This window comes from Nitrospirota bacterium (genome assembly GCA_016235245.1).
GTDB lineage: Bacteria > Nitrospirota > Thermodesulfovibrionia > Thermodesulfovibrionales > UBA6898 > UBA6898.
On record JACRLO010000015.1, the window covers coordinates 38,078 to 52,793 of the forward strand.

11 protein-coding genes are annotated in these 14,716 nt (G+C 49.7%); 9 read left to right on the top strand and 2 right to left on the bottom strand.

Annotated features, from left to right (window positions below; all coding sequences use genetic code 11):
• The first annotated feature begins 182 nt into the window (after window positions 1–182).
• From galT to HZB31_07835, 9 genes are all read left to right on the top strand, one after another.
• The gene (galT, locus tag HZB31_07795) at window positions 183–1,178 is read left to right on the top strand and encodes a galactose-1-phosphate uridylyltransferase (protein ID MBI5847834.1); all 996 of its coding nucleotides are present in this window, start codon (window positions 183–185) and stop codon (window positions 1,176–1,178) included.
• Window positions 1,175–2,626, top strand: a complete 1,452-nt coding sequence (glgA, locus tag HZB31_07800; GenBank protein ID MBI5847835.1) for a glycogen synthase GlgA — start codon at window positions 1,175–1,177, stop codon at window positions 2,624–2,626. The genes galT and glgA overlap by 4 nt, the downstream gene beginning before the upstream one ends.
• Window positions 2,623–6,816: a PAS domain S-box protein gene (locus HZB31_07805; GenBank protein MBI5847836.1), complete on the top strand. Its 4,194-nt coding sequence runs from the start codon at window positions 2,623–2,625 to the stop codon at window positions 6,814–6,816. Before glgA ends, HZB31_07805 begins: the two co-directional genes overlap by 4 nt.
• Window positions 6,813–7,163 (top strand): response regulator, encoded by a 351-nt coding sequence (locus HZB31_07810; protein ID MBI5847837.1) that lies wholly within the window; start codon window positions 6,813–6,815, stop codon window positions 7,161–7,163. Before HZB31_07805 ends, HZB31_07810 begins: the two co-directional genes overlap by 4 nt.
• Window positions 7,164–7,168: 5 nt before the next feature.
• Window positions 7,169–8,365 (top strand): class I SAM-dependent RNA methyltransferase, encoded by a 1,197-nt coding sequence (locus HZB31_07815; GenBank protein MBI5847838.1) that lies wholly within the window; start codon window positions 7,169–7,171, stop codon window positions 8,363–8,365.
• 47 nt (window positions 8,366–8,412) lie between these two features.
• On the top strand, window positions 8,413–8,898 hold the full coding sequence (locus HZB31_07820) for a hypothetical protein (GenBank protein ID MBI5847839.1): 486 nt from the start codon (window positions 8,413–8,415) through the stop codon (window positions 8,896–8,898).
• Window positions 8,899–8,993: 95 nt separating this feature from the next.
• Complete coding sequence (locus HZB31_07825) at window positions 8,994–9,950, top strand: diguanylate cyclase (GenBank protein MBI5847840.1); 957 nt, start codon at window positions 8,994–8,996, stop codon at window positions 9,948–9,950.
• A gap of 94 nt (window positions 9,951–10,044) precedes the next feature.
• Complete coding sequence (locus tag HZB31_07830) at window positions 10,045–11,976, top strand: molybdopterin biosynthesis protein (protein ID MBI5847841.1); 1,932 nt, start codon at window positions 10,045–10,047, stop codon at window positions 11,974–11,976.
• Window positions 11,966–13,462, top strand: coding sequence for a DUF4445 domain-containing protein (locus tag HZB31_07835; protein MBI5847842.1), 1,497 nt, complete (start codon window positions 11,966–11,968; stop codon window positions 13,460–13,462). Before HZB31_07830 ends, HZB31_07835 begins: the two co-directional genes overlap by 11 nt.
• On the opposite strand, the gene HZB31_07840 is transcribed toward HZB31_07835, so the two are convergent.
• Window positions 13,452–13,985 (bottom strand): NUDIX domain-containing protein, encoded by a 534-nt coding sequence (locus HZB31_07840; protein MBI5847843.1) that lies wholly within the window; start codon window positions 13,983–13,985, stop codon window positions 13,452–13,454. The two genes, HZB31_07835 and HZB31_07840, sit on opposite strands and share 11 nt — an antisense overlap.
• Window position 13,986: 1 nt before the next feature.
• The gene (locus HZB31_07845; GenBank protein MBI5847844.1) at window positions 13,987–14,670 is read right to left on the bottom strand and encodes a response regulator; all 684 of its coding nucleotides are present in this window, start codon (window positions 14,668–14,670) and stop codon (window positions 13,987–13,989) included.
• Window positions 14,671–14,716: the final 46 nt, after the last annotated feature.

Sequence of the window (14,716 nt, forward strand, 5' to 3'; positions counted from 1 at the left end):
TATCTGGGCTAGCTATACCGGAGTGCAGGGATCTTTGCCGCCATCGCTTTTCAGATCTTCCGCATACTCCTGACGGAATGTCGCTTTCAATTGTACACATGATATAATAACCGAAATCAAAACGCATGAAATGGGGGGAAGATTATCTTTTTTCTCCTTTCGTTGCAATAATCGGAGGATATATGCCTGAACTGAGAAAAGATCCCATTGTAGGAAGATGGGTGATTATATCGATCGAGCGGGGGAAAAGACCGACGGATTTTCTTTCTGCATCGCAGAGAAAAAAAGGCGGCTTCTGTCCCTTTTGTCCGGGGAATGAATATACGACACCGCCGGAAATAATGGCCTTCAGGCCGCCTAATTCCGCGGCCAACAGCCCTGACTGGACACTGCGCGTTATGCCCAACAAATTTCCTGCCCTGCAGATTTACGGCGACCTGAACAAGTCAGGCGAAGGTATTTTTGACAAGATGAATGGTGTTGGCGCCCATGAGGTCATTGTTGAAACACCCGACCACAACCTTTCCCTTGCGACCATGTCGCAGAAGGCAGTTGAGGATGTACTCTGGGCAGCGTTTCTCAGACTGTCCGACCTGAAGAAGGACCAGCGCTTCAAATATGGCCTGGTCTTCAAAAACGAGGGAGAGGTTGCCGGAGCATCTCTTGAGCATACTCATACGCAGCTTATCGCGCTTCCTATCGTACCGAAACTGGTCAAGGAAGAGCTTGATGCGGCTCGTCAACACTACGAGTTCAAGGAGCGGTGCATCTTTTGCGATGTTATCAGTCAGGAACTTGCAGATGGCAAACGGGTCATCTACGAAAATGCCAAATATGTGGCGCTTGCTCCTTTTGCTCCCCGTGCACCTTTTGAGACATGGATTCTGCCGAAGCGGCATGAGTCGACATTCAGTCCGGCTGAAAAGAACTATAGCGATCTGGCTGAGATCCTCCAGCGCATTCTGCGCCAGATGGACAGGATTCTGGATGCGCCGCCCTATAATTTTGTTATCCATACCTCGCCGTTTTATGATGAGGTGAATGACTATTACCACTGGCATATAGAACTGGTGCCGAAGCTTACAAAAATTGCGGGATTTGAGTGGGGATCAGGCTTCTATATTAATCCGACACCGCCTGAGGAGTCTGCCAAGTTCATGCGCGAGGCCAGGATTTGAATATTCTGATCGCATGCAGTGAGGCAGTACCGTATGCAAAGACCGGAGGGCTCGCTGATGTGACGGGCGCTCTTGTCCGTGAGTTCCGCAGGAAAAAGCATAAGGCCTCACTGATCCTTCCCCTGTATAAGACTATCAGGGAGAAGTTCAGACTGCATAAAACAGGGAAAACGATCAGGGTTCCTATGGGCAATTTTGCCCTTGAAGGCACTATCTATATGGCAGGGAAGGGTACTGTGCCTGATGCATACTTTATCGAGTGCAATCAGCTCTTTGACAGACCCGAACTCTATGGAACTGCTTATGGCGAGTATGGGGATAATGCCGTCAGATTTATTTTCTTTTGCCGCGCGGTTCTTGAAGCCTGCATTGTGCTGGATATTCATCCTGACATTATCCACTGCAACGACTGGCAGAGCGGACTGATACCGGTATATCTCAAAAGCCTTTACGCCCATCACCGGCAGTTCAGCGCGACCGCAACGCTCTTCACGGTACATAACCTCGGGTATCAGGGCAATTATGAGCCTGCCAATGTGCCTTTTACCGGTCTGGGGTGGGACTATTTTGTGCCGGAGCGGCTTGAGTTTTTCGGTACGCTCAGCTTTATGAAAGCAGGGCTGCTGTATGCTGATCTGCTCAATACGGTAAGTGAAACCTATGGTCGGGAGATCCTTGATCCCGAACACGGATGCAGCATGGACGGACTGCTTACGAAAAGAAGAGAGGATCTGTTCGGCATCATTAACGGAATTGATACTCAGGAATGGGACCCGCAGAAGGATACATTTCTCCCCTCAACATACAGCGCAAAGGAGCTCAGGGGCAAGAGCCTCTGCAGAGAAGAACTGATCAGGCTTGCAGGGTTTGAAAACAGGAAGGCCCCTGTTGTCAGTATCGTCAGCAGGCTTTCTTCTCAGAAGGGGCTTGACATAGTCCTCGATGCTATCGATGAACTTGTCCACCTTGGTGCGAATCTCGTGGTGCTGGGCAGGGGCGAGGAACTCTACCAGTCTGCACTGAAAGGCAAGGCTGAAGAGCACCGGGGAAAGGTCTATCTGCGCATCGGCTTTGAAGAGCCGTTGGCCCATGTTATCTACGGCGGATCTGATTTTTTTCTTATGCCATCGCGGTATGAACCATGCGGCTTGGGCCAGTTGATCGCCATGAAATACGGAACTGTTCCGATTGCCCGAAAGACCGGTGGCCTTGCAGATACCATTGATGACTACGATCATCTTGTTGGCAGGGGAACGGGATTTCTTTTTGAGGAATACGCATCACAAGCATTGCTTTCAGCCGCAAAAAGAGCGTTCTGCGTTTATACTGACAGAAAAAAGATGCAGGCGTTGATCTGCCAGGCGATGGAGAAGAATTTTACCTGGGAGACGGCTGCCACAGGATATCTTGACCTGTACCGTAAGGCAGGGAAAAAGCGATATACATGACACTTAGAACCAGAATCACCTTTATGCTCTCTGTTTTTCTTATTCTGATCGCAATTCTCGGGACCGGAACGATCCTGATTTTTGAGAACCTGAGCAGGCATATGGGCACGCTCAGTGTTGCGAGCGCAGAAAGCAAATTAATCAGCGATCTTGAGCGCAATATATCTGATTTTGTCGAAGATGTGAGAGATTGGGGCATTACCGGAGAGGCGCGGTTCAGGAGGCAATTCACGAACCGGCTTTCTGACGTATACAGGAATTTGGGGGTTCTCAGCGTTCAGTCCGGGCATAAGGCTGATATTGATATTCTTTCTGAAAAATTCTACGTTGTTCTTGGATATGCGAGAATTATTATGGATAAACGGGACCCTGCCGGAGATCATGAGGTTGCAGTACTAATCCGCAAAATTGAAAGCCTTACCCTCGAAATAGTCTCTGCTATCGATACGATTCAGGAATCCTCGGTAAAAGCAGTTTCGAACGTTGCCCTTTCAGGCGAGAAAACCAGGAGGAGGATGATTACCTACCATCTTTCCCTGATCGGCTTGACTTCAATAATCTCCTTTATCCTGATTATCAGTATTCGCAGGGCTATTGCGTCCCCATTTAATGAGCTGCTCAAGGCAACGGAAAAGATCAGTGCCGGTGACCTCTCTTACCGCATCCGGATGGAACGCTCTGATGAATTCGGCGTTGTCGCGGCGCGATTTGACGATATGGTGACTGACCTTGAAGCGTCGAGCAGGAAGTTGGGGCGCAAGCTCAACGAAACAGAGCTGCTTCTGGACATTGCCCGCATCGCCGGCAGTACGCTTGACAGAAAGACCGCCTTTGTTGAAATGGCCGGGATACTTGCCGGGAAGCTTAACTATGGCATCTGTTCCATTTACATGAGACACGTTGAGCGTAAGGCATTTCTGCTTGATGCGTCGAACGATCCCGCAGAGGGTGAAAAGAGATTTCGGATCTCAACAGAGAACCGCCTGTTTCAAAAGATCATATCCTCGCTTGAACCGGTCATCTTTAAAGCGGGGGACTTCAGCGTTGATGGTGAAGACCTTTTTGGGGAGAAGGGAGAAAGCGGACTTGCCATGCCTATAACGCGTGAAAACAGCTGTGTCGGCATGATTGTTATCAGGAACCGGCAGGAACATGTGTTTTCTGATGATGAGATCAGCACGCTCAGGATCGTCTCTCATACCATTGGTTCGGTTTTCCGGAATTCCGAACTGTATGATGCCGCTCGAAACCAGATTTTGAAGATGACGGTGCTTTTTGACCTGAGCCGGGCGATAACATCACTCCTTGATTCCGGTCAGCTTCTGAAGAAGATCACGGAAGAGATGTCACGCCTTGTCTCTTCACGCGGCTGTATCATTCGCCTGTTAGAGGAGAACAAATTAAAGATCAGGGCTTCCTACGGCCTTCAGAAGGAGCTTGAACCTCAGCTTGAGCTGTCCCTCGGAGAAGGCATCGCAGGATGGGTCGCACAGCACAATGAGTCGATGCTTGTTGAAGATACCAAGAATATTGCGGCGAACATGAAGACCCCCGGGATTGATATCAAGACCGTCATATGCGTTCCGTTGATCGTGGGACAGACCGTGATTGGTACGCTCAGCCTCTATGATAAGCTGGACAGCCAGGGAAAACCGATCCCTTTTGCTGCCGATGACCTGAACACGGTCGAGGGTTTTGCCTCCATCTCATCGATTGCCATAGAGAAAGCCAGGATTTATGAGACTGAAATCAGCAGGCAGAAGCAGGCACTTGATGAAAAGAAGCGCCTCAATATTCTTTTTGATAGTGTCCAGGGCGGTATCATTACCCTGGACAGAAACTTTATGATCACCTCTGCCAACAAATTCGTCGAGGAATGGATGGGACTCTCCAACCCTGACCTGATAGGAAAGGACAGTCTCGCAATTTTTCATGACAGGATCGGTATCTGCCCCCACTGCGCCGCCAAGGCGACCTTTGAGACGGGAGAGATCAATACGATAACCCAATCGCGGGGTGTCAATTATGCAGAACTGACCGCCTATCCGATCATGAACGAACAGGGAGAAATTGCTGAAGCGGTGGTCTTCATTCTGGACATTACCGAGAGGATCCTGTATCAGGAGGAGACCCTCAGCCTGTACCGCGAAGTGATCCAGACCAAGGACTATCTTGAGAGCATTATCGATAACTCTGCCGATGCCATCGTGACCAGTGACCTTGCCGGCATCGTAACGTCATGGAACCTTGGCGCCGAGAGGACCTTCGGATTTGTTGAACACGAGGTGAAGGGAAAGTTTCTTCCTTTTGTCCCTGATTTTCTGCTTGAAAAGGAAAAAGAGCATATCGACAGACTCAAGAAAGGTGAAGTGCTCAAGGATATTGAAACGCTTCGAAAAAAGATGGACGGTTCCATTATCGAGGTAAGCCTCACCCTTTCTCCGATCAAAGACGCAGCAGGCGAGGTGATCGGCATCTGCGGTATATCGAGGGATATCTCTGAAAAGAAGCGGGTTGAAAAGGAACTGATCAGGAGGAATCAGGAGATGTCACGGCTCTTCTTCATCTCTGCGGCCATGCGCAGCACGCTGGAGCTTGACAAGCTTCTCAGGATGGTACTGACTGCGGTTACCATGAGCGACGGTATGGGATTCAACCGGGCGATACTTTTTCTGGTAGATGACGAGCGGGAAGTACTCAAGGGTGTTATGGGAGTGGGCCCTGCGACGCCTGAGGAGGCCTGGAAGGTCTGGGATGATCTTTCCCTCAGGCACAAGACGCTTGACAACATCATGCAGGATATTATTTCGAACCCTGTCCATAGGGACTCTTTTTTGGAGCGTCTTACCGTAGGTATTGAGTTATCCCTCAACGAAAATACGATACTGACGAAGTCAGTAAAGGAAAAGCTGCCATTCAACGTGCTTGACGTGCGACAGGAAGCGCTTTCGGACGCCGTGCTTATTCAGCAGCTTGGTACGCAGGCATATGCCGTGGTCCCGCTCATCGCCCGTGACAAGGTCATCGGTCTGATCTGGGTGGACAATTATTTTAACCGTAAAGCGGTTACCGACGAGGACATGCAATTCCTCGCAAGTTTTTCAAACCAGATTGCGTCTGCCATTGAGAGTGCGCGCCTGTATGAGCAGATGACCATGGCTGAGCAGCAGCTCGAGAATATCTTTGAATCCATGTCTGACATGGTCTATTTTAACAGCAGCGACTATGTCGTAAAGAGGGTGAACAAGGCAGTCATAAACAGACTCGGACTTTCTTCAGAGCAGATACTCGGCAAAAAATGCTACGAACTGTTTCATGGGACAAGCGAGCCTCTGGGGAAGTGCCCCCATCACAAGACCGTCAACACCATGAAGGCCTACGTTGAAGAGCTCGATGAGCCCCATCTGGGCGGCACATTCCTCACCTCAAGTTCTCCGATATTTGATACGAGCGGAGAGTTTATCGGCTCTGTGCATGTCGTCCGTGATATTACCGAACTGAAGCAGCTGCAGGAAAAAGTGGGTATGTCCGAAAAAATGGCTGCGCTGGGCGAAGTTGCTGCCAAAGTTGCCCATGAGATCAGGAATCCGCTTGTTTCCGTCGGCGGGTTTGCAAAGCGTCTTGAGAAGAAGCTTGACGGGAATCTCAAAGAGTATGCCGGGATCATTGTAAAAGAAGTATCCCGGCTTGAAGGCATTCTCAGGGAGATCCTCGGTTTTGTAAAAGAGGTGAGGCTTGCCCGTGAGCTGGTGGGCATGAACGATATTGTTGATGATATTATTCAGCTTATGCAGTCTGATATGAGTGAGCGCGGGATCAGCCTGCAGAGGGAATACCAGGCTGTGCCTGAGATATTTATTGATCCCAACAGGATAAAAGAAGCGATTGTGAACATTATCACCAATGCAATGCAGGCCCTTCAGGGCACGGGTACGATTACGGTGAGAACCTACGTTAGAGAGGGCAGCGTAGTCCTTGAGGTTCGCGATACAGGAAAGGGTATTCCTGCGGCAGAGATTAACTCTATTTTCAACCCTTTCTTTACAACCAAATCGTCCGGCACGGGCCTCGGACTGGCGATAACACACCGGATTATACAGGAGCATGACGGACAAATTGAGGTCGAGAGCGAAGTTGATAAAGGCACAGTCTTCAGAATATCTATACCGATAAAGGAGAAACAAACATGAAAATTCTCATTGTTGATGATGACCTGAGCATCCTTAGGCTCTACCAGGAAGAGCTGGAAGAGGAGGGATATCAGATTGTTACTGCAGCAACCGGCAAGGAGGGGCTGTCAAAGTTCGAAGCCGAAGACTTTGATCTGGTGTCGCTGGACATTCATCTCCCTGATATTGACGGCATCAAGCTGCTCAGACAAATGAAAGAGAAGAAACCGAGAATGCCGATTATTATGTCGACGGCCTATGACTACCGCGATGATTTTTCGGTCTGGGCGTCAGAAGCATATCTCGTGAAGTCTGCTGACCTTAGCGAGATGAAGGCAACGATCAAGAAACTTGCAGGAAAGGAATAACGTCATTGATTTTAAGACCAACACTGCCGGCATACGGCGGATACACCATAGCGAGGGAAGAGAAGGTCATTCTGATCAAAGGAGCTGTCCCGGGTGAACTCGTTGACGTGAATATTGATGAAAGAAAACGTGACTATATGCTTGCGACGGTCACCCAGGTAATAGAACCGTCAGAGTTCAGAGTCGAGCCGAACTGCCCTGTCTTTGGTATCTGTGGCGGGTGTCATCTGCAGTTTATCGCCTATGAGAAACAGGTGGGCATGAAAGAGGAGGTCCTGGTAGATTCACTGACAAGACTTGGTGGCATCGAGGTTCAGCTTTCGCCGTCACTGACCGGTGAGCAGTGGCATTACCGCCATAGAGCCCAATTCAAAGTTTCCCGGGAGGGGACGATCGGTTTCTTCAGGGAGTCGTCGAGAGATGTGGTAGTATTTGATTCCTGTCCCCTCATGATCGGTCGCATCAACGAACTGCTTCAGCGGATCAGGGAGAATAATCTTGCTTCCGGCCTCAAAGAGATTCATCTTTCGGTAGGGGATTCTGCCGCTGTCCTGCTGAAGGGAGACCTGGCAGACGTTGAACGGACCGAAGCCTTCAGGGAAGCAGGAATTGCGAGCATCGCGGTTAACAACAGCCTTATTGAAGGCTCCGGCACGGTTGCGTTTGATTTGAACGGCTTGAACTATACGTTATCTCCGTGGACTTTTTTCCAGGCGCACTGGAGCCTTAACCTGAAAGTGGCTGAGTATATTACGGGGCTGACTGCTCCGCTGGAAGTGAAAAAAGTGCTGGACCTGTATGCCGGAGCAGGAAACTTTTCGCTGCCCCTCTCCCGGTATGCAGAAGAGGTAGTGCTGGTAGAGGAGAACCCTTTTGCGGTTGAAGACGGAACCCGGAACCTGAAACTCAATGCGCTGAAGAACTGTAAATTCGTAAAATCCTCGGCTGAAAAATACCGGATTCAGAAAAAATTTGATTTGATCATACTTGATCCTCCGCGGCCCGGCCTGACATCTGAAGTTGTAAAAAAAATACTTGAGACTCCGGCAGATACCATCGTCTATATTTCTTGCAATCCTTCAACGCTTGCAAGGGATTTGAAAAAGCTGAAAGTAGCGTATGAAATTCAGTCCGTGCAGATGATCGATTTTTTCCCGAATACCTTTCATATAGAGGCTGCAGCCTTTTTAAGGCGAAAATGAAGTAGTGCCCTGTTCATAATCGACATGCGGAAGGAGTTGCCATCAGCGTGATAAATGAACCAGCCGGTCTTGAAGAAATCCGGGAGGTGGTCCTCGCTGTTAATGATCTTGCTGCACAGGCTCACAAAGAGCTTTATGCTTTTGAGGCCAGCCGCTATCGTATAAGCGGGACGGATCTTTTTGCTTCGCTCCTTTCCGTTTTCGAAAAAGGCGCTGACCGTCTCCATATCGTAGCGGATTGGGAGAATCTCCTCAGGATTGCTCTCTGGTCACCCGGGAAGCCTCCCCTGTTCGATGTCTTAAGCCTGCTGAAAAAGTCCGGCGCTGCGGAGGCGGAACTGCAGCCCTTCGGGAAGGCGGAAATCAGCGACCTTCTCCCCTGGCTCTATTACGGCCGGAAATTTGATATTCTGCGGCGTCTCTGCCATGCAGCCAGGTCAAAGGCTGAAGCTAAGGCCAACAGAAAAGGGATGCACGTTTACTGTCATCTCGTTTCGGATGAAAGCCGGTGCATCATCGCCAGCAGTCTTTGAAGATGTTGACAAGCCCCGTGCGGGCTGCCAAAAGAGCTTGAATATCTTTTTTTCAATTGTTATGCTTAAACGGACTCAGGGGAGGATCTCTATCGGTGGCAAAAGCAAAAGTCTTACTTGTTGAAGATGATCCCATACAGGCCTCAGCCACAAAGGATATCCTCCTGAAGGTAGGATATGAGGTTCTTTGGGCCGAAGACGGGATCAATGCCATTAAGCTGGTGAAGTCGGAAAAACCTGACATCATTCTTCTGGATGTGATTCTGCCCGGTATGGACGGCTATGAGGTCTGCCGGTGGCTGAAGCTTGATGAAAGCAGTAAAGGTATACCGGTAATTATGCTTACGGTCAAGAAGGAGCTTTCTGACAAGATCTCCGGGCTGCAGATCGGCGCTGACGATTACCTTCCCAAGCCATACAACGAGCTTGAACTCAATGCCCGCATTTATGCCTCACTCAGGACAAAGGCGCTTCAGGATGAGCTGAAACTGAAGAATAAACAGCTCGAGGACCTGCTTGACCGGGTCAATTACATGGCGATCACGGACGCACTTACCGGTCTGTACAACAGACGGCGTTTTCGCGATGTGCTGGTCAGCGAATTTGAACGCGCGAAACGGTATGGCACGCCGTTTTCGCTTATCATGCTGGACATCGATCATTTCAAGAAGATCAATGACACGTTTGGCCATGATGTGGGAGACGCGGTGTTAAAAGAAGTCTCGGGCATACTGCTGAAGAGCATCAGGGACATTGATACTGCATCCCGTTATGGCGGCGAGGAGTTTATGGTCATTCTTCCGAATACGGATAAAGTTAATGCCCGGGTTGTTGCCGAACGGATGCGGCAGGAGATAGAGCGTCATGATTTTGCCGAACTGGACCGAAAGATTTCTGTAAGCATCGGTATTTCAGGAATGCCTGATGCCAAGGTCGAGCATGAAGACAGACTGATCCGCTGTGCAGACTTTGCCATGTACCGCGCAAAGCAGCTCGGCAGAAACCGAACGGTTACTGCCGAGGCTCTTGAACTTGAATACGTAAAAGAATAGCTCTTCCGGTATTGTCTTTTGTTGTTTTAACCCCGCCTGTGTTTAATACGTAAATTCAGATGCGATATACGGCTCGTCAGGGAGGAAGAGGCTTGTGAAAAAAGGAATATATATCGAAAATACGCCGCTTGAAAAGGCTCTGCAGATTTGGCAGGATACACTGTCTGACCATAGTGCAGGACCGCTGCCTGACGAAACAGTCCCTGTTCACGAAGCTCTCGGACGGCTGACTGCCGAGGCTGTTTTTGCCCTGGTTTCTTCCCCTTTTTATCATTCTTCTGCAATGGACGGATTTGCCGTAAGATTCAGCGATACGTTTGGAGCGTCCGAAACTGAACCGAAAAGCCTTTTTATACCGGACGATGCAAGGTATGTCGATACCGGAGACCCGATTCCCGAGGGTTTCAATGCTGTCATCATGATCGAAGAAGTGAACCGTATTATGAAGGACGGTCGGGATTCGATCGAGGTCATCAGTCCGACAACCCCCTGGCAGCATGTCAGGGTGATTGGCGAAGACATCGTAATTACCGAACTTATCCTCACCGACGGCCACCGGATTCGACCTATTGACATCGGCGCAATGCTGTCGGGTGGCCATACGGAGGTCAAGGTCCGAAGAAGGCCGAAGGTAGCTGTTATTCCGACAGGGTCAGAGCTTGTTGAGCCGGGTGAGCCTCTTAAAAAGGGTAATATTATTGAATTTAATTCCCGCATACTGTCATCGCTGGTCGAGGAGTGGGGAGGTAAACCGATTCGGTTCGGTCCGGTTGCTGATGATATTGACCAGATAACGGAAACGCTCAGAAAAGCCTGTGAGCTCTATGACGTTATTGTGATTAATGCCGGTTCCTCTGCTGGCTCAGAGGATTTTACCGCACGTGCCATCTCATCACTTGGCACGGTTCTTCTGCATGGTGTCAACATAAAACCGGGCAAGCCTGTTATCCTGGGCTGGGTTATGGGCAAACCCGTAATCGGCCTGCCTGGATATCCGGTTGCCGCATATCTGACATTCAATCTGTTCGGCAAAATAGTCATCCATGCCTTGCAGGGTATAGACGTACCGACAATCGAGGTGATGAAGGCAAAGCTGTCGCGGCAGGTCTCCTCTTCGCTCGGCCAGGAAGAATTCCTCAGGGTAAAGCTCGGCCGGGTAGGTGAGAACCTCATTGCAACACCGGTAAGCAGGGGTGCGGGTATTCTGATGTCTCTGGTTCGGGCTGACGGCTTTGTGAGGATTCCTGCCATGTCTGAAGGATGCGGCGCAGGGACTGAAGTAGTCGTCGAGATGCTGCGGGGAAAGGATGAGATCGACAATACCATCGTATGCATCGGCAGTCACGACAATGCCCTTGATCTGCTTTCAAATCAGCTTAGGAAGGCGTATCCCAAATTTTCACTTTCGTCCGCTCATGTGGGCTCCATGGGAGGTCTTATAGCGCTGAAGAAAGGGGAGGCCCATATTGCCGGTACGCACATGCTTGATGAGACAACGGGGCAATATAATGTTTCTTTTTTGCAGAAGTATCTGAAGGACAATAAAATGCTCCTTATCAATCTTGTGTACAGGGAGCAGGGCTTCATGGTAATAAGGGGCAATCCTAAGAATATCAGAGATTTTGGCGACCTCTTGCGGGACGATGTCTGTTTTATCAACCGGCAGGGAGGGTCCGGCACCCGACTTCTGACAGACAAGCATCTGAAAGAAAAGGGAATTTCTCCGGGGCTGATAAAGGGGTATGACCGTGAGGAATATACGCATATGGGAGTCGCATCTGCAGTCCTTACCGGCATTGCTGACACCGGCATGGGCATACTGGCTGCTGCCAATGCGCTGGGGCTGGATTTCATACCCGTTGCAAAGGAGCGATACGATCTGGCTATTCCAAAGGACTTTGTCCCGATGGAGCAGATAACTGCGATGCTCGATATTATCAGAAACGATACGGCATTCAGGGTGTCGGTCGAAAAGCTCGGGGGATATGACGTCTCGGATATGGGAACAATAATGTATGAGTCTTAGGCCGCTTGCGTTTGCCCTTGCCCTTGAGCTTCAGCGTCCCTCACCTGAAGATAAGGCTGCCGATGCCGAGCGGCTGATAGAGGCGCTTGCTAGATTGGGACTCTCCCCTGTATCTATCCCTCTTCCTGTTCTCCGAAGACTTCCTGAAAAACTAAGGGAAAACGATTTTTCCGTGACGGTAGTAATGGGACGCGACGGTTACGGGTACAGGGTAATTGATATTAACCCGGGGAAAATATACGGCATTGCGCTTGATCTTGGAACCACTACGCTGGAATGTGCACTCTTTGAGCTGGACACGCAAAAAAGGATTGATGTATCAGAAAGAGAGAACCCTCAGATAGGTTTTGGAGCAGATGTGCTGACCCGTGTTCAGATGGCAATGACAGGGAAAGGCGCAGACCTGACTGCATTATTGAGAGACGGCGTAAACAGCCTTATTCTGGACATTTGTACGAAGCAGGGCATTCAGAGAAGAGATGTTTATGCAATGACCGTTGCCGGAAACACCATTATGTCCCATTTCTTTCTCGGACTTGACGTGAGGAACATCCCCATTACGCCCAATACACCTGCCAATAGCAGCGCCATTTTTTGTTCGTCAGGTGAAATCAACATTATGATTCATCCCGATGCAATGGTCTACATCCTTCCCAATGCGGGCAGTTATGTCGGTGGTGATATCATAAGCGGCATACTATATACGGAACTCCATGAACAGGAAGACCCTGTCCTTTTTATGGACGTCGGCACAAATGTGGAGATTACGCTCGGCTGCAGAGACTGGATCATGGTCGGCGCCGGAGCGGCCGGTCCGGCGCTTGAAGGCGGGGTGGCTGATATGGGGAAGAAGGCAGAGAGTGGTACGATCAACCGTGTGGAGATAGATCGTGCTTCCCAAACACCGAAACTGTCCGTTATCGGCGGCGGAGTTCCGGAGGGCATTTGCGGATCAGGGCTTATAGACCTCGTTTCCGAACTCTACGCCTCAGGAATTATTGATCAGGCCGGCAAGTTCAACAGGGCGGGAAAAGGAGTTGTTATCAAGGACGGGGTGCCGGCCTATCGGCTGTATAAGTCGCCGGAGCGGGAGCTGACTTTTACCCAGCACGAGCTTCAGAATTTTCTTCGATCCAAAGCTGCCCTGTTCGCTTTTCTGTATGTGTTCCTCAGACTGGTCGGCATGCGGATCGGTGATATCGGGAAGATCTATATTTCCGGTGCCCTGGGATGCGGCATTAATATCGAAAGTGCGGTGAATATCGGCATGCTCCCTGATATTCAGAGGGATAACATTGCGCTTATTGGCAATTCCTCACTGAAAGGTGCTTCCATGATTCTCATTGACAGTTCGAAGATAGAAGCGATTGAACAGATCCGGTCCCTGATAACCTATCGGGAGATGAGTGAGGACCCGGACCTTCTGAATGTGTTGCAGGGTGCACTCTTTATCCCTCATACGAATCCGGAGATGCTCAGGGTATAGGATAGACTTTATTTCTGATTTCAATCTGCTGTACGTAGTGTCTGAATTCGTGCTCAAAGTGACTGCTGAAGATGCCTTTTTCCAACTGCTCTTTGATCCTTTTTATCTGCCAAAACCTTACCTCGTCGATTTCGGTTCTATTGAAACGGATTTCTTCATCGCAGCTGCAGCTGAATGTGCTTACCCGTTCAGACTCGCGATGATTCCTGAAGAGATACCGGTAGAGGAACTGTAGATCGTGCGGCACGATGCCAAGTTCTTCCCTCATTTCGCGCACTGCGGCAGCATGGATCTCCTCACCGGGATTGACATGTCCTCCGACCGACGTATCCCATCTGCCTGGAGCGATATCCTTGTTCATCGAGCGTTTTTGAAGCAGCAGGTCTCCCTGCCTGTTAAAGACCATAACATGGACTACGCGGTGAATAAGGGAGGGATCGCGATGCACTTCTGAGCGCGTTGCAAGACCAATTACCCGGTCGTTCGTATCAAGAACTTCGAAGATCTCCTCATCTGAAGTCATATCAGGCTAGTTGTTCTGTCCGATTGGCAATAAAGGTATCAATGCCGTTTTTGTATTCGGGATCTAGATAGCGGAAACGAACGCCGTAGCGCAATGTATCGGCACTATGGTCTGTCCGCATGACCTCAGCGTCCGTTACGATTTTTCCAACGCCGGGAAGGAAAAAGGAACAGGACAACAGATTGCCCTTTTCAAGCCTCTTGTCTGTCTCGATCATGATTCCCGTGGAACTGATATCATGGGAAGAGCAGAAGAATGGTTCATGGTCCAGACTGCCTTTGATCGATATGCTGATGAGAACCCGGCAGCCTTGTCTTAGCGGAATAGCCAGGAATTTAGTAACCTGTTCTGTCAGCTGGCCGGAATGAAATGGTTTTGTGATATGGGCATTTGCGCCGCAGTGCGTGGCGCGCGCTACGCAGTCAGGATTGTTGCTACAGGTCATAATGATCGATACCTGCCGGAGGTCCGGGTCTTTCCGTATCAGGGAGCAGAGTTTATCTCCGCCCATGTCAGGGAGGTCAAGAGATATGACCATGAGGTCTACCTGATGCGCCTTATGCAGCGACAGAGCCTCGTGACCTGTCGATGCGGTAAATATCTGAAAACTCACCCTGTTGAGGACAGTCTTTCCTCGTTCGTGCATTTCCTCCAGATTGTCTACGATAAGAATCTTATGTTTCATGTCGTAATTTTAGCATGAAAACGCTGCGATTTTTCCGATTACGATG